Origin of the sequence: Thalassolituus sp. UBA2009 (genome assembly GCF_002335285.1) — a bacterium.
GTDB lineage: Bacteria > Pseudomonadota > Gammaproteobacteria > Pseudomonadales > Oceanobacteraceae > Venatoribacter > Venatoribacter alkanivorans.
Genome location: NZ_DDCJ01000151.1, coordinates 107,257 through 131,708, shown reverse-complemented (window position 1 = coordinate 131,708; position 24,452 = coordinate 107,257). Strand labels below are relative to the sequence as shown.

General features: G+C 52.9%; 15 protein-coding genes. 13 read left to right on the top strand and 2 right to left on the bottom strand.

The genetic code is table 11. The features are described 5' to 3' along the window. Positions 1-152 precede the first annotated feature (152 nt). The gene (locus tag B3P58_RS18825) at positions 153-2,318 is read left to right on the top strand and encodes a TonB-dependent receptor plug domain-containing protein (protein WP_286719727.1); all 2,166 of its coding nucleotides are present in this window, start codon (positions 153-155) and stop codon (positions 2,316-2,318) included. Positions 2,319-2,416: 98 nt separating this feature from the next. Here B3P58_RS18825 and serA read toward each other — a convergent pair whose 3' ends face one another. After that, complete coding sequence (serA, locus tag B3P58_RS18820; protein WP_145470727.1) at positions 2,417-3,646, bottom strand: phosphoglycerate dehydrogenase; 1,230 nt, start codon at positions 3,644-3,646, stop codon at positions 2,417-2,419. Positions 3,647-3,878: 232 nt separating this feature from the next. Here serA and B3P58_RS18815 point away from each other — a divergent pair, with 232 nt between their 5' ends. Continuing rightward, positions 3,879-5,282 carry an FAD-binding oxidoreductase gene (locus B3P58_RS18815; protein ID WP_145470729.1) on the top strand — a complete coding sequence of 468 codons (1,404 nt, stop codon included), beginning with the start codon at positions 3,879-3,881 and terminating at the stop codon, positions 5,280-5,282. Positions 5,283-5,369: 87 nt separating this feature from the next. On the opposite strand, the gene B3P58_RS18810 is transcribed toward B3P58_RS18815, so the two are convergent. Continuing rightward, positions 5,370-7,838, bottom strand: coding sequence for a penicillin-binding protein 1A (locus B3P58_RS18810; protein ID WP_286719722.1), 2,469 nt, complete (start codon positions 7,836-7,838; stop codon positions 5,370-5,372). Between the two features lie 205 nt (positions 7,839-8,043). On the opposite strand from B3P58_RS18810, the gene B3P58_RS18805 reads away from it, so the two are divergent. The 11 genes from B3P58_RS18805 to B3P58_RS18755 all read left to right on the top strand — a co-directional run bounded on the left by B3P58_RS18805 (position 8,044) and on the right by B3P58_RS18755 (position 24,305). Next, positions 8,044-9,141 carry a pilus assembly protein PilM gene (locus B3P58_RS18805; protein ID WP_342453571.1) on the top strand — a complete coding sequence of 366 codons (1,098 nt, stop codon included), beginning with the start codon at positions 8,044-8,046 and terminating at the stop codon, positions 9,139-9,141. After that, positions 9,141-9,689: a PilN domain-containing protein gene (locus B3P58_RS18800; RefSeq protein ID WP_225692398.1), complete on the top strand. Its 549-nt coding sequence runs from the start codon at positions 9,141-9,143 to the stop codon at positions 9,687-9,689. Before B3P58_RS18805 ends, B3P58_RS18800 begins: the two co-directional genes overlap by 1 nt. A gap of 4 nt (positions 9,690-9,693) precedes the next feature. Beyond that, the gene (locus tag B3P58_RS18795; RefSeq protein WP_225692399.1) at positions 9,694-10,338 is read left to right on the top strand and encodes a type 4a pilus biogenesis protein PilO; all 645 of its coding nucleotides are present in this window, start codon (positions 9,694-9,696) and stop codon (positions 10,336-10,338) included. Position 10,339: 1 nt separating this feature from the next. Next, on the top strand, positions 10,340-10,882 hold the full coding sequence (locus B3P58_RS18790; RefSeq protein ID WP_225692400.1) for a pilus assembly protein PilP: 543 nt from the start codon (positions 10,340-10,342) through the stop codon (positions 10,880-10,882). A gap of 55 nt (positions 10,883-10,937) precedes the next feature. After that, positions 10,938-12,986, top strand: coding sequence for a type IV pilus secretin PilQ (gene pilQ / locus B3P58_RS18785; RefSeq protein WP_286719712.1), 2,049 nt, complete (start codon positions 10,938-10,940; stop codon positions 12,984-12,986). Positions 12,987-12,989: 3 nt separating this feature from the next. After that, positions 12,990-13,505, top strand: coding sequence for a shikimate kinase AroK (aroK, locus tag B3P58_RS18780; RefSeq protein WP_145470740.1), 516 nt, complete (start codon positions 12,990-12,992; stop codon positions 13,503-13,505). A gap of 5 nt (positions 13,506-13,510) precedes the next feature. Further along, complete coding sequence (aroB, locus tag B3P58_RS18775; protein ID WP_286719707.1) at positions 13,511-14,602, top strand: 3-dehydroquinate synthase; 1,092 nt, start codon at positions 13,511-13,513, stop codon at positions 14,600-14,602. 22 nt (positions 14,603-14,624) lie between these two features. Beyond that, positions 14,625-16,169: an AAA family ATPase gene (locus B3P58_RS18770; protein WP_286719705.1), complete on the top strand. Its 1,545-nt coding sequence runs from the start codon at positions 14,625-14,627 to the stop codon at positions 16,167-16,169. Positions 16,170-16,373: 204 nt separating this feature from the next. Beyond that, positions 16,374-20,825: a glutamate synthase large subunit gene (gene gltB / locus B3P58_RS18765; protein ID WP_225692404.1), complete on the top strand. Its 4,452-nt coding sequence runs from the start codon at positions 16,374-16,376 to the stop codon at positions 20,823-20,825. A 30-nt stretch (positions 20,826-20,855) separates the two neighbouring features. Next, positions 20,856-22,274 (top strand): FAD-dependent oxidoreductase, encoded by a 1,419-nt coding sequence (locus tag B3P58_RS18760; protein WP_286719701.1) that lies wholly within the window; start codon positions 20,856-20,858, stop codon positions 22,272-22,274. A gap of 162 nt (positions 22,275-22,436) precedes the next feature. After that, positions 22,437-24,305 carry a hypothetical protein gene (locus B3P58_RS18755; protein ID WP_286719698.1) on the top strand — a complete coding sequence of 623 codons (1,869 nt, stop codon included), beginning with the start codon at positions 22,437-22,439 and terminating at the stop codon, positions 24,303-24,305. Positions 24,306-24,452: the final 147 nt, after the last annotated feature.

The window sequence follows — 24,452 nt, the reverse complement described above, 5'->3', positions numbered from 1 at the left end:
GGCTGATTTGTTGCGGTATTAACAGGCATGCCGTAATTGTGTACTATCTGGCCACTTATATGGGGCAGGGATGCATAATGAAATCGGGGAACAGGCGCGGGTATGCGGGCCGGATACTGCTTTGCTCATGCATGGTAATATCCGTCACCTCTGTGGCTGCAGAGATTGATGCCTTTGAATTCGAGCCCGATATCCCTCAGGTTTTAACCCCGGTTCGTCTGCAGCAACCGCTGGCTGAAGTTCCCGCCGCTGTCACCGTTATTACCGCCGAACAGATCCGTCTCTGGGGTGCGGCCGATATCCCCTCTTTATTCCGCTTTGTTCCCGGACTGTTTGTCGCCCGCGAACTGGATTCCAATCGCACCAGCGTGGTTTATCACTCGGGTGAGGTATCGCTGGCGCGGCGGCTGGAAGTGCTGGTGGATGGCCGCTCGGTTTATAAAGCCTCCTTTGCCAATGTCGACTGGGATCAGCTCGGCATTGCCCTGCAGGATATCGAACGCATCGAAATTACCCGTGGTCCGAGTGCGGCCAGTTACGGTATGAATGCCCTGCAGGGCGTTATTCACATTATTACCCGACACCCGGCTGACAGTGCGCGTCTGCGCCTGAATGGCAGCTTTGGCTCAGAGCAACGTCCGCAATTCTATGCCAGCATCAGCCAGCAGGGCGTGCAGCAACAAAGCCGCCTCAGTTTATTTGGCTGGCGGGAAGGTGAGCATGGTGGCTACCACGCCGATGCTGGCGATCAGGGTGGATTTCCGGATCTGCGTCAGGTGCGTGGGCTGAACTGGTCCGGAGCCTGGCAGGCGGATATGGATAACGAGCTGCGCTGGCAATTGGGGCGCCAGCAATTGCAGCGTGATTATCTCGCCGACAGTCATTTTCAGACCGACTCGCCACAGCAGACGGCACAGTCAGATCTGGGCTGGCTGCGCTGGCGCAGTCAGCGTTCGGCCGATCATGAGGTTCAGCTTCAGGCTTATTGGCAGGCCGATAACAGTGAAGTGGATTACCACGCCTGTGCGCCGTCCATGGCATTTGATGCACAACTGAGTGAGTTGTATCAGCAGCATCCGCAGCTGGCAGAAAAGCTCGGTTATGGCCTGATGCCGCTGCAGAATCCGGCGTTAAGCAGCAGCGAGCGCAGTGCGATTACTCAGCTTTATCAGGGGCTGGCAGCGGGTGTATTTGATGCCGTGCAATTGCAGCAGGGGCTGGGATTAACTGCGGCGGTAACGGCCGGTGAATACAGCTCGGCGCAGCAGATTGTGCAGCGTGCTGTGGCTGCCAATGCTCTGGATCAGATGTTATGCGGGCGTGGGGATCTGGATGTCTATGAGCAGCGCTTTGATATTGAACTGCAGGATACCCGGCGCTGGAGCGAGCAATTGCGTTCGGTGCAGGGGATTGGATTGCGGCGTGATCTGGTGAATTCAGCAACTTATCTGCAGGGTGAAGTCCGCAACGACCAGTGGCTGGCCTTTGTCAGTGCGGAATATCGCCCGGCACCACACTGGCTGCTGTCAGCCGGACTGATGGCACAGTATCAGAGCGAAGAGGAGGTCAGCTACCTGCCACGACTGGCGCTGAATTATCTGCCCGCCGCCGATCAGAGTATCCGCGTGCAGTATTCGCGCAGCCGCCGCACTCCGGATATTGCCGAGCGTTATCTGAATGGCCGTGCGGTACTCACGGATGTAAGCAGTAACTATCTCAATCTGGATCAGGGGGGCTTGTTTATTAATGCCAACGCCGATGGCTGGCGTGATGGTTTGCGCGATGAACGTATTCAGGCCTGGGAGTTGGGCTACTTTTTACATTTACCGCAGGCGGCATTGCAGCTGGATATCAAGCTTTTCCGCGAACAGCTGGATGATCTGATTGGCAGTAATGTGACCCTGAACAGTGCCTCGCTTGCCAATGAAGGTCAGATGACCCTGAAGGGTGTTGAGTCACAGCTGCAGTGGCAGCCTTCGGGGAATCACAGTATCTGGCTGACATTGTTGCGCCAGCAGCGTGACAGCAGCCGTGCCGGCGAGCTGCTACTGGGGGCAGAGAGCAGTGCGCGACTGGTCTGGACCCACAGTGCTGAGCAGCAGGAGCAAATGCTCGGTATTCTCTGGGATGCAAACCGGCAGAATAATGATTCGGGGCAGGGGCGCTACCGGCAGCAGCGTTTGCTGGCACGCTGGAGCTGGCGTACCTGGCTTGGGGAGTGGTCGCTCAGCAGTCAGTATGATGCCTTGCCTGAGCAGGTACTGTATGAAACCACGCCGCGCTGGCTGAATCGCCTTGGCTGGCAGATGAGCTGGTGATAGCGGTACGAAGTAACAGATAAACAGCAGGCATAAAAAACGGCAGCCAGGGCTGCCGTTTTTTATTGCCGCAATCACAGGGATTACAGCGGAACCGATCAGTACAGTACGCGGGCGCGGATAGTGCCTTCGACAGTTTTGATCTTTTCCAGAGCCAGTTCAGAAGCGTCTGCAGCAACATCAATCACCACATAACCCACTTCTTCAACAGTCTGCAGGTACTGACCTGAGATATTGATACCGTTCTCGGCGAAAATGCTGTTGATCGCATTCATCACGCCAGGAACGTTCTGGTGAATGTGCAGGATACGGTGCACGTTTTTGTTGCCTGGCAAAGCCACTTCCGGGAAGTTAACAGAAGAGGTAGTGGTACCGTTATCACTGTACTGAGCCAGCTTCTCGCCCACTTCTTTACCGATGTTTTCCTGTGCTTCAAGGGTAGAACCACCCACGTGCGGAGTCAGGATGACGTTGTCGAATTCACGCAGCGGAGTAATGAACTCTTCGCCGTTAGCGCGTGGCTCAACCGGGAATACGTCGATCGCTGCACCCAGCAGTTTCTTGCTGCGGATGGCTTCGGCCAGAGCGTCGATATCAACCACGGTACCGCGCGAGGCGTTGAGCAGGATAGAACCCTGTTTCATCTGTGCGAACTGCTCAGGACCCATCATCCACTTGGTAGCTGCGGTTTCCGGTACGTGCAGGGAAACAACATCGGCCAGATTCAGCAGTTCGTTCAGGGAACCAACCTGCTTGGCGTTACCCAGTGGCAGTTTGGTAACCACGTCGTAGAAGTACACGTCCATACCCATGCTTTCAGCCATTACAGACAGCTGAGTACCGATGGAACCGTAACCGATGATGCCCAGTTTCTTACCGCGGATTTCGTAAGAGTTATCCGCAGACTTGTTCCAGCCGCCACGGTGACACTGGGCATTACGCTCAGGAATACCGCGCATCAGCATGATGATTTCAGCCAGAGACAGTTCGGCAACGGAGCGGGTGTTGGAATAAGGTGCGTTGAAAACCGCAACACCACGCTTGGTGGCCGCTTTCAGGTCAACCTGGTTGGTACCGATACAGAAGCAGCCTACGGCGATCAGTTTTTCGGCGGCTTCGAAGATTTCGTCGGTCAGCTGAGTGCGGGAGCGGATGCCGACAAAGTGTGCGTCTTTGATGCGGGCTTTCAGCTCGTCATCCGGCAGCGAGGTCTTCAGGTACTCGATGTTGGTGTAACCGGCGGCATTCAGGGTCTCGAGAGCCGACTGGTGTACGCCTTCCAACAAGAGAAATTTGATCTTGCTTTTATCGAGGGAGGTTTGAGCCATGATGGTACCTATATGCAGTATGTAGAACCGTTGCGGTGAATCCGGCCGGTGCTTGCACGGTACAGCACAGGTAACGACAGGCGCCGGACTCACTTCCGGAGCGAAAACCACTCCGAAAAATAAGGCGCGTATGCTAGCATACCCGGCCTGTTAACGTGAGCCTCAAACTCGCTTTTCATCGCGAAGAATACTCAATTTGAGGTGAATGACATTCATCTATGCGGAATCTCCCATGACTGCCCTGACTCAAGACGCCCTGATTGAACGGTTATCGGCCATTGTTGGTGCCGATAAGGTTCGTACCGATGCAGACTCTCTGGAAACCTTCGGTAAAGACTGGACCAAAATCTACGCGCCCAAGCCAACTGCGATCGTGTTCCCGAAAACCACCGAGCAGGTGCGCGATATTGTACTGCTGGCCAATGAGCATCAGCTGGCACTGGTGCCATCCGGTGGCCGTACCGGTCTGAGTGCCGGCGCGGTGGCAGCCAATGGCGAAATCGTTGTGGCCTTCGACTATATGAATCAGATCAGCGACTTTAATGCCGTTGACCGTACCGTTAAATGCGGTGCCGGGGTGATTACCGAACAGCTGCAGAATTATGCCGAAGAGCAGGGTCTGTTTTATCCGGTGGATTTCGCTTCTGCGGGCTCCAGTCAGATTGGCGGTAATATCAGCACCAATGCCGGCGGTATTAAAGTAATCCGCTGGGGTATGACCCGTGACTGGGTGGCTGGTCTGACCGTAGTAACCGGTCAGGGCGAAATTCTGCGTCTGAATAAGGACCTGCTGAAAAACAACACCGGCTACGATATGCGTCAGCTGTTCATCGGCGGTGAAGGCACGCTCGGCTTTATTACGGAAGCCACCATGCGCCTGACCCGTACACCGAAAAACCTGACTGTACTGGTGCTGGCGATTCCTGAACTGGACGACGTGATGAAGGTGCTGAACCAGTTCCAGGGCAGCATGGATCTGACTGCATTTGAGTTCTTCTCCGATAAAGCCATGCGTAAAGTGCTGGCGCGCGGCGATGTGCCTGCGCCGTTCGACAGCAGTGCCGATTTTTATGCGCTGATCGAATTTGAAGCCGTCACCGATGCCGATATGGATCTTTCCATGAGCCTGTTCGAGCAGTGTGTGGAAAACGGCTGGGTGGTTGATGGTGTGATCAGTCAGAGTGAAACCCAGGCGGCGAATCTGTGGCGTCTGCGTGAGGATATTTCTGAAACCATTTCCGAGTGGACGCCGTACAAGAACGACATTTCCGTGGTTGTTTCCAAAGTGCCGCCGTTCCTGAACGATATCGATGAAATCGTAACCCGTGAATATCCGGATTTTGAGATCATCTGGTTCGGCCATATCGGTGATGGCAACCTGCACCTGAATATTCTTAAGCCGGATGCGCTGGCGAAAGAAGAGTTCTTCGAGCGTTGTGCCAAGGTATCCAAATGGGTATTTGAAATCGTGCAGAAATACGACGGTTCTGTTTCCGCCGAACACGGCGTGGGTATGACCAAAAAGCCGTATCTGGAATATACCCGCTCAGCGGCTGAGCTGGCTTATATGAAAGCGGTGAAAGCGGTATTCGATCCGAATAACGTGATGAATCCGGGTAAGCTGGTGGATCTGTAAGCGCCGTTTTATCGTTTGAAATAAACACAAAAAAGGCCGGTTACCCCGGCCTTTTTTATGTCTGTATTTCGTCTTCAGCAGTGTTCGTTAGAACAGCTGCTCCGGCACCAGCTCAGTTTCACCACTGCCGTTGGTCGGTGTGATTTTAACCGGCTGGCTGGGCACATCTTCTTCTCTGAAGTATTCAAAAATGGCATTGTTTTGCCCCGGTGCTGCCAGTAAGCCGGTTTCCGGATCAATGCGTACGCTGACGATTCCTTCCGGTTGCTCGAATGGATGCTCAGGCACACCGTTCAGGGCGCTGCCCATATAATCGACCCAGACCGGCAAGGCGGTGTTGGAGCCAAATGCCCAGCGGCCGAGGGTTTTCGGCTGGTCAAAGCCAATCCATACGGTGGTTACCAGATCGGGGCTGAAACCGGAGAACCAGGCATCCTTCTGATCATTGGTGGTACCGGTTTTACCGGCCAGATCATCACGGTTCAGTGCCAGCGCGCGTTTACCGGTTCCCAGGCGCACCACGTCTTTCAGCATGCTGATCATCAGGAAGTGGGTGCGCGAGTCCATGACGCGTGGTGCGGTGGGCAGCGCTTCTTCCTGCTTTTCCGGCTGCGATTCTGTTTCCGGGTTCAGCTGTTGTTGCAGTTGCTGCTCCAGCAATTCGCTGGCGGCAAGTTGTGCCTGACCAGCTTCGGTCGCCTGCTGTTTCTCACACTCACGACACACAGTTCGGGGGTTGGCACTAAACAGGACGTTGCCGCTGCTGTCTTCGATACGGCTGATCAGATAAGGATCGACGGCATAGCCGCCGTTAGCCAGTACGCAGTAACCGGTGGCCAGCTCCATCGGAGTAACGGCTGATGCCCCCAGAGCCAGCGACAGGTCGGCATTCAGCTTGCTGCGCGGGAAGCCGAAGGGCTCAATATAATTGACGGCTTTGCCTGGTCCGACCTGCTTCAGAATACGGATAGACACCAGATTCTGCGACTTATAGAGCGCTTCACGCAGACGGGTCGGGCCGTAAAACTTGCCGCTGTTATTCTGCGGGCGCCAGGTGTTTTCCAGGCTGGCGTCTTCGAATACCACCGGCGCATCATTAATAATGCTGGCGGGTGTGAAACCGTTAGCCAGCGCAGAACTGTATATGAACGGCTTGAATGCAGAGCCTGGCTGGCGCTCGGCCTGGATTGCGCGGTTGAATTTGTTGCTGCCAAAAGAGAAGCCTCCAACCAGAGCCTGTATGGCGCCATCTTTTGGACGCAAGGAAACGATGGAGCCCTCGACCTCAGGAACCTGGGCGAGCAGCAGGCCGTCGCGGCTTTCTTCTACCCAGATGCGCTGACCAATACTGAGTACATCGGATGGTTGCTTGGGCTCGGCACCAATGATGTTGACGTCAACGTAGGGTTTGGCCCAGAGCATGCCGCTGAATGGCAGCCAGCGTTCGCTGTTGTTCTGGTAGATCCAGGCGCCATCGTGTTCAACGTTGCGGACAATTGCCGGAGAAATCAGCCCCATATCATCCTGATCGCGCAGAATGTCATTCCACTGGTCGAGGGTTTGTGGCCAGTCGGTATCATGAGCCTTGTCGGCCTTGCTGAGCCAGGGTTCCAGTTCGGGATTGTCAGCCACTTCAAGGGTCATGACCGGGGCCATCGGTTTGGGCTGGCGGTAACCGTGATCGCGGTCATATTTCAGCAATCCGGTCTGCAGTGCCCGGTTGGCTGCCAGCTGGCGGCTGGCATCAACGGTTGTGTAGACGTTGTAGCCTGCAGTGTAGGCATCATCACCATAGCGCTCGACCATTTCGCGGCGCACCATCTCGGCAACGTAGGGGGCAAGAACTTCGGAGGTTGCGCCATGATAGCGGGCGGTAACCGGAGCTCGCGCAGCCTGGTCAAACTCTTCGGCACTGATCATTTCAAGGGTGCGCATACGTGCCAGTACATAGTTGCGACGATCGAGGGCGCGGCGCGGGTTGTTAACCGGGTTGGCCGCTGAGGGTGCCTGGGGCAGGCCAGCGATCATGGCCAATTGCGCCAGATTCAGCTCCTTGATGGATTTGCCGTAGTAAACCTGCGCCGCCGCTTCGATACCGTAGGCGCGCTTGCCCAGATAGATTTTATTGATGTAGAGCTCGAGGATTTCCTGTTTGCTCAAACTTTGTTCAATTTTCAGAGCCAGCAGAATCTCGGTGAATTTACGCGCAAAGGTCTTCTCCGATGACAGGTAATAGTTCTTGGCCACCTGCATAGTGATGGTACTGCCACCGGATTTTTTCTTGCCGGTGCGAATCAGCTCGAACACCGCGCGGGCAAGGCCTTTCAGGTCGATCCCGAAGTGTTCAAAGAAGCCGTCATCTTCAGAGGCGAGCAGGGCATTGATGAATTGTGGCGGTGTTTCAGCAAAGGTCAGAGGTGTACGGCGCTTCTCGCCAAACTCACTGATCAGCTTGCCGTCAGCGGAGTACACCCGCAGTGGCGTCTGCAGTTCGATGTCCTTCAGTTCTTCGGTATCCGGCAGGGTCGGAGCGAGATAAAGGTAGATTGCCATCATCAGTATGCCGGCGCCGGCAAAAATGGACATTACGAGCCAAAAAAACAATTGCAGGAGCGGGTGTGACTTAGTCATAAAAAAAGATTGTCATCGCCTCGGGAAGCCAGTGAATATGCGGGTTGCGGCATTATAAGGGTTTTTTGTTCTTTTAATAGGAATGTGCTTATAATGACTTCGACTATATAGGATCTGAGTGAGCTTGTGCGTGCAAGTTCGCGAATTTGATGGGGATTTTGTCGTGCTGGCTAACTTGTTTAATAAGAAGAACAAGGCAATTCTCGGGGTGGATATCAGTTCCACCTCGGTAAAAGTCCTTGAGTTGAGTCGCAATAACGATCGCTATCAGGTTGAAGCTTATGCCGCTGAACCCCTGCCTGCCAACGCTGTGGTTGAACAAAGCATCAGCAATGACGAGGCGGTTGGCGAAGCAATACGTCGAGCTTTGAGTCGTTCCCGTGCCGGTGCCAAGCGTGCAGCTATTGCTGTTGCCGGTTCTGCGGTAATCACTAAAACAGTGCAGATGAACGGCAAGCTGAAAGATGATGAGATGGATTTTCAGATCCGCGCTGAAGCGGATCAGTATATTCCCTATCCTCTGGAAGAAGTTGCGCTGGATTGGGAAATCCAGGGCCCGTCCGACTCTGGTAATGACATGGTGGATGTTCTGCTGGCGGCCTGCCGTTCTGAAACCGTTGAGCGCCGTAAAGACGCGGTTGAATATGCCAATCTCGAAGCTGCGGTTGTGGATGTTGAAGCTTTCTGTACCGAACGCGCCTTCTCTTTATTGGCAGGTCAGCTGGATGGTGACGAGATTGAAACCGTCGCTATTCTGGATATCGGTGCGACTATGACCACGCTCAGCGTGTTGCATGAAGGCAAATCCATTTATACCCGTGAACAGTTATTCGGTGGTAAGCAGCTGAGTGAAGATATCATGCGCCGCTATGGCCTCAGCGAAGAAGAAGCGACACGGGCTAAGCTGGAAGGTGGTTTACCGGATGACTACGAAAGTGAGGTTCTGGAGCCTTTCCGCCGTGCGGTAGTTCAGCAGGTCAGCCGTTCGCTGCAGTTTTTTTACTCGTCCAGCCAGTTTAATGATGTTGATTACATCATTCTTGCCGGTGGTACTTCTTCTATCCCTCACTTGTCCGACCAGGTTCAGGACGCGATGGGTATCGCAACTGTGATTGCCAATCCCTTTGTGAATATGACGCTGTCGCAGAAGGTTAACGCGAATCTGCTGAATGGCGACGCGCCTTCGTTGATGATTGCGTGCGGGCTGGCGATGAGGAGCTTTGATTAATGGCCAATATTAACCTGCTGCCGTGGCGTCAGGCGCTGCGGAAAGAAAAACAGAATGAATTTTACGGCGTGATTGCTCTGGTTGCTTTTGCAGCGGCTGCGATTATTTATTTTATCAACGGTCATTATGAAAGCAGTATTGCAACGCAGAATAGCCGTAATGGATTTATCCAGAATGAAATGAAAGTGCTGGATGCCAAGATTGATGAGATCCGCCAGCTGCGGGATACACGCAAAAAGTTAATCGAGCGGATGGAGCTTATTCAGGCTTTGCAGGGAAACCGGCCAATTATCGTGCGTGTGTTCGATGAAATGGCCCGCTCGGTTCCTGAAGATCTGTATTTCACATCAGTGGAAATTAAAAATACCGATGTAACGGTTAAAGGGTTAGCGAAGTCGAATAACCGGGTGTCTGCGTTAATGCGTAACTTTGATCAGTCCGACTGGTTCTCTGACCCTATCCTTATCCGGGTGCAGGCAAAGTCTGAGGGTGTGAATGAGTTTGAGGTTACTATGAAGCGTGTTCAGCCAAAAGCGGCGGAGGAGTGACAGCATGGCTGACCTGAAAAAAATAGATTTGAAGGCACTGACTGAAAAACTGAATGAGTTTCAGCTGGATGATCTGAACAATATCGATTGGGAGAATATGGGCTCATGGCCTTTTCCCGGTAAAGTTGTATTTTGTGTTCTGATTTTCTTTGCGGTGCTGACTGGCGGGTATTTTGGTCTTATAGAAAGTAATCTGGATACTCTGAGCAGTGCTGTTCAGCGGGAGGAAACGCTGAAGAAAGATTTCGAAAATAAGGCATTCCGGGTCGCTAATCTGGCTGCATATAAAGCGCAGATGGTTGAGATGGAAGAAAGCTTTGGCTCGTTGCTTAAACAGTTACCCCGGGATACTGAAGTCCCAGGTCTGATTGATGATATCAGCTCGGCGGCATTGAGTGCTGGTCTTAAACTGAATGCTATTGATCCGCAGAAGATGACTAAGACAGAGTTTTACAATGAATTGCCAATCAATATTGAAGTGGTTGGTGGTTATCACGAGATGGGAGCTTTTGTTTCTTCGGTAGCTTCTCTGCCGCGTATCGTGACCTTGCATGATTTTTCGATTGGAAAGTCAGGCAATGACGGTGCTCTGAAAATGAATATTCTGGCTAAGACTTACCAATATAGTGGTGATGAGGAGGTTAAGTAATATGAATAAATTGCTGCCGTCTCTTATCGTCGCCGGTTTGTCTGTTTTTCTGGTGTCATGTTCAGGGTCTGAAGATACCTCTGACCTGAAACGTTTTGCCGAAGATACCCTGAATAAGCCCCGTGGACGAATTGAGCCTATACCTGTGTTTAAGCCTTATGAGTTTTTCAGCTATAGTGCCGCCGGCTTACGCTCTCCTTTCGAGTTACCAGTGATTGCTGATACGGAAATTAACGTGCAGCCCGGCAGTGACATTCGTCCGGATCTTGAACGCCCCCGGGAACATCTTGAGCAATACGCTCTGGGCTCTCTTTCTATGGTGGGAACGCTTGCGCGCGACGACGGAGTGCTCTGGGCTTTAATCAAGGATGGCGATAACAGCGTTGTCCGGGTAAAAGAAGGCAACTATATGGGCCAGAATCATGGTCGTATATTGTCCATTTCTGAATACAGAATAAATCTAATTGAAATTGTACCTAATGGTCTTGGTGGCTGGATTGAGCGGCCGAGAACCTTGGCTCTGGAAGGACTGGGTGGAGAGTAATTTTATGAATACGGTGAAAGGTTTTCACGCAATGATAAAGGCGCTACCAGTCCTGATGCTGGCTTTTATGGCCTCGCTTGCTTCTGCAACGACACTTAATGATCTCCGTTTTTCATCTTTACCCGGTGATGTGACCGAGATCCGGATGGAGTTTGATGGAACACCGCCACAAGTCAGTGGCTATACCATTGAACAGCCAGCCCGTATTGCGCTGGATTTGCCAGGTGTGGTCAGTACGCTGAAAACAAAGCGCCATCAGATTGGTTCCGGTAATGCACGCAGTGCCACGCTGGTATCTACCAAAGATCGTTCCCGCCTGGTTGTTAATCTGACCCGCCTGGTGGGTTATACCACTAAGGTTGAGGGTAATACTCTGCTGTTACGGATTGGACAGACGGAAGGCGACAAGGTATTTGCTGCTGATGTTAAATCCAGTTCCCCAGCAGGCATGCTTAATAATGACCTGAAAGTTGTTAACGTTGATTTCCGTCGTGGTGAGCTGGGAGAAGGTCAGGTTCAGATTATGCTGAATGACCCTCGTGCATCTGCCAATATCCGCCGTGAAGGTAATAAAATTATCGCCGATCTTAAAGGTGTGCGCCTGCCGGAAGCTTTGAGTCGTCGTCTGGATGTCACCGATTTTGCCACGCCGGTTCGTTATGTTGACACCAAGCGTGAAGATAACTCTACCCGTATTGTGATTGAGCCTGCGGGCGATGATTTCGAATATCTGGCCTATCAGACAGATAAACTTCTTTCTATTAATGTATCTGTCGTCCCGGAAGAGCAGAGAGAAGAACGTAAGAAACAATTCCCGTTTACCGGCGAGAAATTGTCGCTTAATTTCCAGAATATTGAAGTTCGTGCCGTGTTGCAGTTGATTGCCGACTTCACCGGTTTGAACCTGGTGGCATCAGATACCGTTCAGGGTAGTATTACATTACGTCTGCAAAATGTGCCATGGGATCAGGCGCTGGATCTGGTGCTGAAAACCAAAGGCTTGGGCAAGCGCCAGATGGGGTCTGTACTGCTGATCGCACCATCCGAGGAGATCGCAGCGCGTGAAAAAATCGAACTGGAAGCGGTTAAACAGGTAGAAGAGCTGGCTCCTCTGGTTACTGAGTACATGCAGTTAAAATACGCTAAAGCCAGCGAGTTGGCGAAGCTGCTGACTTCTGAGCAGGGCTTGTTATCTGAGCGTGGTTCGGCTGTCGTTGATGAGCGTACCAACACTCTGTTGATGAAAGACACTGCTGGTAATCTGGAAAAAGTCCGCGAAGCATTGAATATGCTGGATGTGCCGGTGCGCCAGGTTCTGATTGAAGCGCGTATCGTTGTGGCGACGACCAGTGTCGGTGAGGAAATGGGTGTTAAATGGGGCGGTGCTGGTTTTAAAAATAATGGCAGCAACTGGACTACTGTTGGCGGTAGTCAGCAGACCCTGACCGAAGGTAATCAGATTTTATTTGATCGTGCGACAGGTGCAGCTGCTACCAGTGATGGTATTGATCTTACCGGTGCTAATGTTGTTAACTTCGGTGTGACCAATGCCGCAGCAACGACTTTTGCCGTCGGTTACCAGACTGCTGACTATCTGCTGGATCTGGAGCTGGCAGCGATTGAAACCGATGGCCGTGCGGAAATCGTATCACAGCCACGGGTTATTACTGCCGATGGCCAGACCGCTTCTATCGAGTCCGGTACTGAAATTCCATACCAGCAGGCCAGTTCTAGCGGTGCAACCAACGTTGCCTTTAAATCTGCAGTTTTACGTCTGGAAGTGACCCCACAGATTACTCCGGATGACCGTATTATTATGGATCTGGTGATCAATCAGGATTCTGTTGGCGAGCTGACCTCGGCAGGCCCAAGCATCAATACCAATGCGGTAGAAACTCAGGTATTGGTTGATAACGGTGAGACGGTAGTGCTGGGCGGTATTTTCCGTTCTGAAGAAATCACATCCATCAGCAAGACCCCTTTCTTTGGTGATCTGCCATTAATCGGTGCGCTGTTCCGCTATACCAACCGCCAGGATGACAAGAGCGAATTACTGGTGTTTATCACCCCGCGTCTGGTTAAGGATTCGCTCAGCAACCGTTAATCCATGAAGCGATCACAATCAGTCTTTCTTATAGGGCCAATGGGTGCTGGAAAAAGCACCATTGGCCGTTTACTTTCCGCTGAACTCAAGCTGGAATTCTTTGACTCTGATAAGGTCATTGAAGAGCGCTGTGGTGCCAATATTCCCTGGATCTTTGATATGGAAGGGGAAAGTGGATTTCGTGAGCGTGAAGAGCAGGCCATTGATGAGCTGACTCAGATGGGCTCAATTGTCCTCGCGACAGGTGGTGGGGTGGTTATGCGTGAAGCGAACCGCCGCCATCTGAGCGCACGCGGCACGGTCGTTTATCTTTGCACCTCGGTCGAGCAACAGCTTGCGCGTACGGCCAAAGATAAAAACCGTCCGTTGCTGCAGGCAGAAAACCCGGAGCGTATTCTGCGCGACCTGTTCAGTGCCCGCGACCCGTTGTATCGGGAAATTGCAGACATCATTATTGAAACCGACCAGCGCAACCCGCGCTGGGTGGTGCAGGAACTTAAAAGGCTTATAAAAGGCTGACACACATGAATACCCTGACCGTCGATCTGGGCGACCGCAGCTACCCGATTTTTATCGGAGCCGGGCTGCTCGGCGATTCTGCGTTATACACCCCTTATATTAAAGGCCGCCAGGTTCTTATCGTCACCAATGAAACCGTCGCTCCTTTATACCTGCAGCAGGTCAAAGCGGCGCTGGCGGATTATCAGGTGGATGAAGTCATCCTGCCGGATGGCGAGGCCTACAAAGATCTCAGTACACTGAACCTGATCTATGATGCCCTGCTGCAGAAGCAGCATAACCGTACGACAACTCTGCTGGCCCTTGGTGGCGGCGTTGTTGGTGATATGTGCGGTTATGCTGCCGCTTCGTATCAGCGTGGGGTGAACTTTATTCAGGTACCGACCACGCTGTTATCTCAGGTAGATTCTTCTGTCGGCGGTAAGACCGGCGTGAACCACCCGCTGGGTAAAAACATGATCGGCGCCTTTCATCAGCCGCAGTGTGTGATCGCCGATACCACTACCCTGCACACCCTGCCTGAGCGTGAGCTGTCAGCCGGTCTGGCGGAGGTGATCAAATACGGTCTTATCTGTGACTCCGCTTTTTATCAGTGGATTAAAGACAATATTCAGGCTCTGATGGCGCGTGAACCGCAGGCTCTGGCGTATGCGATTGAACGATCCTGCCAGGATAAGGCCGAAGTGGTGGCACAGGATGAAACCGAATCCGGTATCCGCGCGATTCTGAATCTGGGCCATACCTTTGGCCATGCGATCGAAGCCCATCAGGGTTATGGTCAGTGGCTGCATGGTGAGGCTGTTGGTGCCGGTATGCTGATGGCAGCTGACCTTGGCTGGCGGATGGAGCATATCAGTGCTGATGAATTGCGTGAGCTGCGCTCATTACTGCAGGCGGCGCAATTGCCTGTGGTCGGGCCGGCCAATATGTCAGTGGAAGACTATCTGTCACGTATGCAGGTGGATAAAAAAGTGCTGGACGGTCGCATTCGCCTGGTACTGCTGCAGCGTATTGGCGAGGCTTATATGACCTCGGATGTACCAAAAGACCTGTTGACGCAAACCCTGCTGGCAGGGGATAAACTCGGTACGGCTTAACTCAGACCCTGAAGGAGGCACTATGGAAACCGATTTTAATCTGGATCTGGACGCGCATCGCAACAGCAGCACTGCAGATCCGGAAAACGGATACCATTTGCCTTTGCCGCAGTTACTGTCTGGTCAGCGCAAGCATCTCGAGTTGCTTGCGCATCTGGCGTCTTACAGCGAGCTTCTGGTTGCCGTAACCGGGCCTGAAGGCAGTGGTAAGACCGTTCTGTCCCAGGCTCTGGCTGCTCAACGTGAAGAACCGGAAGAAAGCCTGTTTATTACCGCAGATCTGATGCTGGGTATGCCGGCCATCCTCAATCAGATTGCCCGCTACTGGGATATGCCGCAGCTGGCCGATGATATTGTTCATGCCCGCGAAGCCATCAAAGATATTGCTCTGCTGCGCTACAACGATGGTATCAGTCTGCTGGTGATTATTGATCAGGCCGACCAGCTTGATGCTGATACTCTTAATGAAATAGCTCACTTTGCGCTGCTGGCCCCTCAAGCAATATCTTTTGCGTTATTTGGTCAGCCGGGTTTTGAGCTGGCATTCCGCGAAAGCCCGGCGCAGGCGCCTGTGCACGTACTGCATCTTGAGCCTCTGTCACTCGACGATTCCGCCGCGCTGATTCAGCAGGTGTTCAGCCCGGGTCAGCCATTGGCGCTGAGTCAGGATGAACTGCTGTTTATCTGGCAGCAATCGGGTGGCTGGCCGCAGTCGCTGTTGCATCAGGCTGAAGATTATCTGCTGTCACCCGGAATGGCTGAAGCGGTACCGGCAGCCAAAGCAACGGCTCAGGCCAACCGTTTTCCTTTATTGCATATGCTGGCGATTGCCGGTGTGGCTGCGGCACTGATTGTTTCCTTTCTGTACCGCGATGCTGATGAGCCGGCGACGCTTGTTCCCGCCACCTTGCCGGATAACTCACTGGCGGTTACGGATACACTCACTGACAGTGAGCAATCACCTTTTATCAGTACTCCCGCGAGCGGCAATGAGAGTATTGAATCTGAAAGTATTGAAACAACAGAAATCACTCCACCTGTTGTGAAAACCGACAGTACAGCCGGAGAGCCTGATTACAATTATTCCGCAGCAGAAACCTCTGCCGGAAGTACTGAAACACAGCCTGAAACTGTGGCCTCTGTGCCGACTCAGGTGCCGACTCAGGCACCGGTTGCAGAAACAACCGCTATCGCCGCGCCGGTGGCCAGACAGCCGGTCAGCACTCCTGCTGCAGCTGAAGTGACCGCGCCTGCCGTTGTCAAACCGCAGCGCAGCCCCGATGAGCGTGCCTTGCTGGCAGCGAACAGTGGTTTTGTTGTGCAACTGTTTGGTAGCTATCAGGCGGAGAATGCCAAAGGTTTCCGCCAGCAGTGGCAATCGCAGGTTGCAGGTTCGCTGTACCAGTACCGTACCGAGCATAATAACCGTCCGTGGTTTGTCGTGGTGGCGGGTGTTTATGGCAATCGCGCCGAAGCCAAAGCTGCGGTAAATGCGCTGCCGCGGGAACTGCGTACGCAGTCTCCCTGGATTCGTGAGGTTTCTGCGGTGCAGGATGTACTGCGCTGAGAAGGCTTTTCTGACTGCTATTTAACTCCTCAGGCAGCCTTCCGTTGCTGCCTTACAACAATACGCAAAAACGCTCATATTTGTGACAGGGCCCTCAGATGTGTAGAATGAGCGTCCTTTTGTCTCGATGCTGCTTAAATTTTGAGCATTAGGCTGTTGTAAGCCCTTGATTTTTCAATTGTTTTTACTGATGAGAGCTGTTCTATGAGAACTGGTCTGTATACTCCAGGCGACTTTAAGGACAACTGTGGATTCGGTTTGTTAGCCCATCTGGAAGGGCAGCCGAGTCACAAGCTGTTAACGACAGCAATCGAATCCTTAACCTGTATGACACACCGTGGCGGTATTGCTGCGGATGGCAAAACCGGTGACGGATGCGGTCTGTTGATCCAGAAGCCGGATTCTTTCCTGCGTGCTGTATCTGCACAAGCAGGTATTGAATTACCGGCTCAGTACGCTGTTGGTATGCTGTTTATGGATCTTGACGATGCCATTTTCAGCAAGCAGAAAACCGCCGTTGAGCAAGCTCTCAGCAGTCAGGGTCTGTCTGTATTGGGCTGGCGCACCGTGCCAACCAATAATGACTGCCTGGGACCGATGGCTATCGACTGCCTGCCGCGTTTTGAGCAGGTATTTATTGCTGCCGACTCTGAGCTGGACGAAACCACGTTCGCCGTGAAGCTGTTCTACGCGCGTCGCTACGCCGAGAAAGCACTGAGCGAATACCCGGATTTCTACATCGCCAGTCTGTCAGACCGCGTGCTGTCCTATAAAGGTCTGACCATGCCGGTCGATCTGCCGAACTTCTTCCTGGATCTCGGTGACGAGCGTATGGAAACCGCTATCTGCGTATTCCATCAGCGTTTCTCTACCAACACCATGCCGCGCTGGCAGCTGGCTCAGCCGTTCCGCATGCTGGCGCACAACGGTGAGATCAACACCATTCAGGGTAACCGCAGCTGGGCCAATGCCCGTACCGGTAAGTACCAGAGCGATCTGCTGCCTAACCTGAGTGATCTTGCTCCTATTGTTAACACCACAGGTTCTGACTCTTCCTCCATGGACAACATGCTGGAATTGCTGGTTACCGGTGGTATGAACCTGTTCCGTGCCATCCGTATGATGATTCCGCCTGCCTGGCAGAACGTCGAAACTATGGATGCCGATCTGCGTTCTTTCTATGAATACAACTCCATGCATATGGAGCCGTGGGACGGCCCGGCTGGTCTGGTTATTACTGATGGCCGTTACGCCGTGTGTGGCCTTGACCGTAACGGTCTGCGTCCATCGCGCTGGGTTATCACCAAAGACAACTTCATCACCGTTGCGTCTGAAGTCGGTGTTTACGGTTACAAGCCGGAAGATGTCGTGGCCAAAGGCCGTGTCGGCCCGGGTGAAATCCTCGCGATTGATACCAAAGAAGGTAAGTTGCTTAACGCCGCAGACATCGACAATGCGCTGAAGTCTGAGTTCCCGTACAAGAAATGGCTGAAAGAAAACGCCATCCGTATGGAAAGTCAGCTGTTGCTGCAAAAAGTTGATGATGCTGAAGCGCTGTCCGGCGATCAGCTCAATACCCATCAGAAGCTGCAACTGGTTACCAACGAAGAGCGTGATCAGGTGCTGCGCCCTATGGGCGAAGAAGGTCAGGAAGCGACTGGCTCTATGGGCGATGACACGCCAATGGCCGTGCTGTCTCAGCGCGTACGCCATATGGCCGATTACTTCCGCCAGCAGTTTGCGCAGGTTACCAACCCGCCGATCGATCCGCTGCGTGAAGCTATCGTGATGTCGCTGGAAACCTGCATCGGTGCCGAGAAAAACGTGTTCGAAACCGGTGCTGATCATGCCAACCGCATCATCCTGACCTCACCGGTACTGTCACCGCTGAAATTCCATGGCCTGAAAACCACCGGTCTGGAAGCGTTTTCTCATACCACCCTGTCGCTGGCATTTGACCCGGCAGTGGGTCTGCAGCAGGCGGTGATCAACCTGGCCGATCAGGCTGAACAGGCGATGCGTAACGGTACCGTTATGATCATCCTGTCGGACCGCGATGTGAACGACAGCCAATGGGTTATTCCTGCGGTTATGGCAACCGGTGCTGTGCATCACCGTCTGGTTAAACAGGGCCTGCGCACCAACGGTAATATCATCGTTGAAACCGGTTCTGCCCGTGACGCGCATCAGTTTGCTGTGCTGTTGGGCTTCGGCGCGACCGCGGTTTATCCGTGGCTGGCTTATGACGTACTGACCGATCTGCACCGCACCAACGAATTACTGGGCGATCCGCTGAAGTCTCAGCAGAACTTCCGCAAAGCCATCCGTAAGGGCCTGCTGAAAGTGATGTCCAAAATGGGTATCTCGACCGTGGCCTCTTACCGTGGTTCGCAGCTGTTTGAAGCTGTGGGTCTGAGCAGAGAAGTTGTGGACCTGTGCTTCTGTGGTGTGACCAGCCGTATTCAGGGCGCAACCTTTGCCGATTTCGAAGAAGATCTCGAGCTGGTGCGTAAAAACGCCTGGAAGACCCGTAAGAAAATCGACCAGGGCGGTCTGATCAAATACGTGCACGGCGGTGAGTACCACGCCTATAACCCGGATGTTGTGAAAAACATTCAGGAAGCCGTACAGACCAACAGTCAGGCAGCCTATGACCGTTTCGCCGATCTGGTGAACAAGCGTCCGGTAGCGACTATCCGTGACCTGCTGAGCCTGCGTAAAGACATCACGCCAATCGATATCAGCGAAGTGGAACCGGCTGAGAAGCTGTTCCCGCGCTTTGATACTGCGGCGATGTCTCTGGGTGCGTTGTCGCCTGAAGCGCACGAAGCACTGGCTGAAGCCATGAACGAACTGGGTGGCCGTTCCAACTCCGGTGAGGGCGGTGAAGATCCGGCCCGTTACGGCACCAACAAAAACTCCAAGATCAAGCAGATTGCTTCCGGTCGTTTTGGTGTAACCCCGGCCTATCTGGCCAGCGCTGATGTGCTGCAGATTAAAGTCGCTCAGGGTGCCAAGCCGGGTGAAGGTGGTCAGCTGCCGGGTGGTAAGGTTAATGACCTGATCGCGACCCTGCGTTACTCCGTGCCTGGTGTAACCCTGATTTCGCCTCCACCGCACCACGACATCTACTCGATTGAAGATCTGGCACAGCTGATCTTTGACCTGAAGCAGGTGAATCCGAATGCTCTGGTATCGGTGAAGCTGGTATCTGAGCCGGGTGTGGGCACGATCGCAGCCGGTGTTGCCAAGGCTTACGCCGACCTGATCACCATCTCCGGTTATGACGGTGGTACAGCGGCTTCGCCGATCACCTCGATTAAATATGCCGGTTCGCCATGGGAGCTGGGTCTGTCCGAAGCTCACCAGGCGCTGCGTGCCAACGACCTGCGCGGTAAGGTCCGCGTACAGACCGACGGTGGTCTGAAGTCTGGTCTGGACGTGGTGAAAGCGGCGATTCTAGGTGCTGAATCTTTCGGTTTCGGTACGCTGCCAATGGTGGCTGTGGGTTGTAAGTACCTGCGTATCTGTCACCTGAACAACTGTGCGACCGGTGTTGCCACCCAGAACGATGGTCTGCGTGAAGAGCACTACATCGGTACCGCCGAGATGGTGAAAAACTACTTCCGCTTCCTCGCTGAAGAAGTACGCGGCTGGATGGCTCAGCTGGGTGTGCGCAGCATGGAAGAGCTGGTTGGTCGTACTGATCTGCTGGACATGCTGGAAGGTCTGACCAGCAAGCAGCGTAATCTGGATCTGATGCCGTTACTGGCTAACGACCATATTCCTGCTGATAAGCCGCATACGGTTAAGGTCGAACGCAACACTCCATACGATGAAGGCCTGTTGGCTGAGCGCATGGTGCAGGATGTTCTGCCAGCTATTGAAAATAAAGCTGGCGGTGAATTCAGTTTCCGCATCACCAACTGTGACCGCTCTATCGGTGCGCGTCTGTCCGGTGAGATTGCCAAGCGTTATGGCAACCAGGGCATGGCTGACAAGCCAGTACGCATGAATCTGACCGGGGTTGCCGGTCAGTCATTCGGCGTGTGGAACGCTGGTGGTCTGGAAATGGTGCTGGAAGGTGATGCCAACGATTACGTGGGTAAAGGTATGACCGGCGGTAAGCTGGTGATCTTCCCACCAAAAGGTTCGGCCTTTAATTCGAATGACACCTCTATCGTTGGTAACACCTGTCTGTATGGTGCAACTGGCGGTAAATTGCTGGCGGCCGGCCGTGCCGGTGAGCGTTTCGGTGTACGTAACTCCGGTGCGCATGCGGTTGTTGAAGGCGCAGGCGATCACTGCTGCGAATACATGACTGGCGGTATGGTCTGTGTGCTGGGCGCAACCGGCTATAACTTCGGTGCAGGTATGACCGGTGGTTTTGCTTATGTACTCGACCTCGATAACAGCTTTGTCGACAAGTACAACCACGAGCTGGTGGATATCCATCGTATCTCCAACGAACTGACCGAAGCACACCGCAGCCATCTGCGCGGCGTGCTGCGTGAATTCGTCGGCGAGACCGGCAGCGCCTGGGGGCAGACCATTCTGGATGACTTCGATGGCTTCATCGGTAAATTCTGGCTGGTGAAACCAAAAGCGGCCGACTTACAACAATTGCTGAATAACACCCGTGCTCGTCCTGAGTAATCGGTACAGGACGAGAGAGAGAGGTTCGAGATGGCGCAACGTCTGAACAATAATTTCCAGTTTGTCGAAGTGGGTCGTCAGGACCCGGCAAAAAAATCCATCGATCTGCGCAAAGCGCAGTTCGTGGAGATTTATGAGCCTTTCAAACAGGAACAGGTTAATGACCAGGCACACCGCTGCCTGGCGTGTGGTAACCCATACTGCGAGTGGAAGTGCCCGGTACACAACTACATTCCTAACTGGCTGAAGCTGGCCAGCGAAGGCAACATTCTGGAAGCGGTAGAGCTGAGCCATCAGACCAATACCCTGCCGGAAGTCTGTGGCCGCGTGTGTCCGCAGGACCGTCTGTGTGAAGGGGCCTGTACCCTGAACGACGGCTTTGGCGCAGTGACCATTGGTAATGTTGAGAAATACATTACCGATACAGCCTTCGCTATGGGCTGGAAGCCGGATATGTCGAAAGTGGTGCCAACCGGTAAGCGTGTGGCAATTATCGGTGCCGGCCCTGCAGGCCTTGGTGCGGCCGACGTACTGGTACGTAATGGTGTTACTCCGGTTGTGTTCGATAAGTACCCGGAAATCGGCGGTCTGCTGACCTTCGGTATTCCTGAGTTCAAACTGGAGAAGAGTGTGATGGTTAACCGTCGTAACGTCTTTGAAGGTATGGGTGTGGAATTCCGCCTGAACACTGAAGTGGGTAAAGATATCGATTTCCAGAGCATTGTTGATGAATTCGACGCCGTGTTCCTGGGAATGGGCACCTACAACTACATGAAGGGCGGCTTCCCGGGTGAAGATCTGCCGGGCGTTCATGACGCACTGGATTTCCTCATCTCCAACGTCAACCGTAACCTCGGCTTTGAGAAAGACGCCGCGGATTTTGTCAGCGTTAAAGGCAAGAAAGTTGTGGTTCTTGGTGGTGGTGATACGGCGATGGACTGTAACCGTACCTCCATCCGTCAGGGCGCAGCCAAAGTAACCTGTGCTTACCGTCGTGATGAAGACAACATGCCGGGTTCCAAGCGCGAAGTGGTTAACGCCCGTGAAGAAGGTGTGAACTTCCTGTTCAACCGTCAGCCGGTTGCCATTGTTGGCGATGGCAAAGTGGAAGGCGTAAAAGTCGTGACCACGCAGATGGGTGAGCCTGATGAAAACGGCCGTCGCCGTCCGGAAGTGGTGGAAGGTTCTGAAGAGATCCTGCCAGCAGACGCGGTACTGGTGGCTTTCGGTTTCCGTCCAAGCCCGGCGCCATGGTTTAAGGATTTCGGTATCGAACTGAACAGCTGGGATGGTGTGGTTGCACCGGAAGAGCAGGAGTTCAAGTTCCAGACCACCAATCCGAAAGTGTTTGCCGGTGGCGATATGGTGCGTGGCTCTGACCTGGTGGTTACTGCCATCTGGGAAGGCCGTAACGCTGCTGAAGGTATTCTCGACTACCTCGACGTATAAGCCATTTTCTGCCGGTATCGGGCAGAATGTGACAAACGGCATAAAACGCGGCTTACCCGGTGGGTAGCCGCGTTTTTGTTTATGGCCTCTTTAACCGCAGCAATGCTATCCTAACCGGCAATAAGAATACTGTTGGGACAATTACAAATGGAGCGCGCGCGCATGTTCAAGCCCACTGCATTAATCAGTCTTCTGCTGACCCTTCTTCTGACCGCCTGTGGTGGTGATAGTGGTGGTTCGGTGGTTGGTGGAACCAATACGGATTCCGGTAGTGATGGTACAACGGATACTGTCGATAACGGTGATGGTACAACCAGTGATGTAACGACTGGTACCAATATTACCAATCCTCGCTTAGGTAATGGAACGGGTGCAAGCTTTGCTGTCGGCGTGCTTGATATCAGTGATACAGCGCTGAGTGCTGGTGGTACAACCAATATTTCCGCAACTATTGTTGATGCTGATCGCAGTAACGCCAAGATTGTTTCTCAGCAATATGGCGTTGAATTCTCTTCAACCTGTTCTGAGGCAGATCCGGCTAAAGCTTCTTTTAGCCGCGATGAAAGTGTGACCTCCAGTGGCGAAGTTTCTGTAACTTACGAAGCAAAAGGTTGTTCAGGTACAGATATTATCTCGTTTAAGTTGTACGCCTCTACGGATGGTACTGTTGATAAAACAAAGGTACTTCATAGTGCAACCGGCACTATTACGGTACAGCCTCCGGAAGTTGGTGCTATTACTTATGTAGGAACTTCAGCACCAGCGATTTCTATTTCAACGATTGGTGATCCTGTTTTACCAAAGCTTTCTTCGGTCACCTTCCGTGTTCTTGATCGCACCAATAATCCAATTGGTGGCAAGTCGGTATCTTTTGAACTCACCAATTCAACAGGCGGCGTTAACCTGGCTCTCAGTTCCGGGATTACTGATGAGAATGGTGATGTAAAAGCCATTGTGCGTGCCGGTACAACCCACACAGTAACTTCTGTGCGTGCGGTAACTCTGGCTAACGATGGTGTCACTAACATTATCACCAGTTCGCAGCCGATTTCCGTGACAACTGGTATTGCTGACCAAGACAGCTTTGCTATTGCTGCCGATATTCTTAACCCTGGTGCCTTTAATGTATCCGGTGTTGAAGTAAATGTGACCGCTTATGCTGCGGACCAGTTCCAGAACCCGGTGCCCGACGGCACTATCATTAATTTTACGGCCGAGAGCGGCATCATCGGTTCCAGTTGCCCCACGACCAAAGGCTCCTGTTCAGTAAAATGGTCCAGTTCAGGTGTGCGTCCTGGCCAGCATGATGCGGCTTTACAGCGGGTTAATGAAATTGATCAGCAGTTGGCTACAACCGTATTAGGTATGACAACCATTCTGGCTTATACCCAGGGCGAAAGTGGTTTTACGGATAGTAATAACAACGGTTTATTCGATGCGGATGAGCCTTTTGTTACCTTCCCGGAGGCCTTCCGTGATGATAACTGGAGCAGCGTTGTTGATATGGGAACGAATGCCCGTCCGGTTGAGTTTTTCTCCGACTTCAATAACAACGGTACATACGATGCAGCCCCTACAACCTATCAGGGAGTTATGTGCACTGACGCAGCCAAAGGTGTTGGCCACTGCGGTAGTCTGATGAATGTCCGCAGCAGTTTGCGATTAATGCAGTCAGTGGCAGATTCAGTTCGCATCCGTTACTTTAATGCTACTGGACCAAATACTTTTACCGAGATTGCTGGCGGACCTGCCATTGCTGCGAGTGGAACTTTTTATGTGGTTTTGCAGGATGGGAATGGCAACATTCCTGCCAATGGTGCAGCACTGGCGGTATCCGGCGACGGTTATAAGATTTTCTCTGATGCCGGGCCGGTTCGTAATTCCGTTGGTGAACTGGATCTGACGGGTGCTCTAGGGTTACCGAGCTATGGCGCCTTCTATCGGGTCAGTTATGTGGCGGAAGCAACGCCCGTTTCGATTGAAGTGTCGGCCACAAGCGGCAATCTCACGGTCAAAAATCTGTTAAATTGATTTTTTAACTCAAAACCCGGCTCCGGCCGGGTTTTTTGTGCCTGCAATCTGCTGACAGGCACTGTTCTGCCCTTTGCTGCGCAAAGTCAAAAATCGCCTAGGCGATTTTTTGGTATGATAGCGCGCAAATTCTCTGGTGCTGATTTA

Bases quoted from the DNA above. Each gene is read 5' to 3' on its own strand.
- aroK (WP_145470740.1), top strand. From the start codon at position 12,990: ATGAAGCGATCACAATCAGTCTTTCTTATAGGGCCAATGGGTGCTGGA.
- B3P58_RS18795 (WP_225692399.1), top strand. From the start codon at position 9,694: ATGGCTGACCTGAAAAAAATAGATTTGAAGGCACTGACTGAAAAACTG.
- B3P58_RS18810 (WP_286719722.1), bottom strand. From the start codon at position 7,838: ATGATGGCAATCTACCTTTATCTCGCTCCGACCCTGCCGGATACCGAA.
- aroB (WP_286719707.1), top strand. From the start codon at position 13,511: ATGAATACCCTGACCGTCGATCTGGGCGACCGCAGCTACCCGATTTTT.
- B3P58_RS18800 (WP_225692398.1), top strand. From the start codon at position 9,141: ATGGCCAATATTAACCTGCTGCCGTGGCGTCAGGCGCTGCGGAAAGAA.
- B3P58_RS18755 (WP_286719698.1), top strand. From the start codon at position 22,437: ATGTTCAAGCCCACTGCATTAATCAGTCTTCTGCTGACCCTTCTTCTG.
- serA (WP_145470727.1), bottom strand. From the start codon at position 3,646: ATGGCTCAAACCTCCCTCGATAAAAGCAAGATCAAATTTCTCTTGTTG.
- B3P58_RS18790 (WP_225692400.1), top strand. From the start codon at position 10,340: ATGAATAAATTGCTGCCGTCTCTTATCGTCGCCGGTTTGTCTGTTTTT.
- B3P58_RS18760 (WP_286719701.1), top strand. From the start codon at position 20,856: ATGGCGCAACGTCTGAACAATAATTTCCAGTTTGTCGAAGTGGGTCGT.
- B3P58_RS18815 (WP_145470729.1), top strand. From the start codon at position 3,879: ATGACTGCCCTGACTCAAGACGCCCTGATTGAACGGTTATCGGCCATT.
- pilQ (WP_286719712.1), top strand. From the start codon at position 10,938: ATGCTGGCTTTTATGGCCTCGCTTGCTTCTGCAACGACACTTAATGAT.
- B3P58_RS18770 (WP_286719705.1), top strand. From the start codon at position 14,625: ATGGAAACCGATTTTAATCTGGATCTGGACGCGCATCGCAACAGCAGC.
- gltB (WP_225692404.1), top strand. From the start codon at position 16,374: ATGAGAACTGGTCTGTATACTCCAGGCGACTTTAAGGACAACTGTGGA.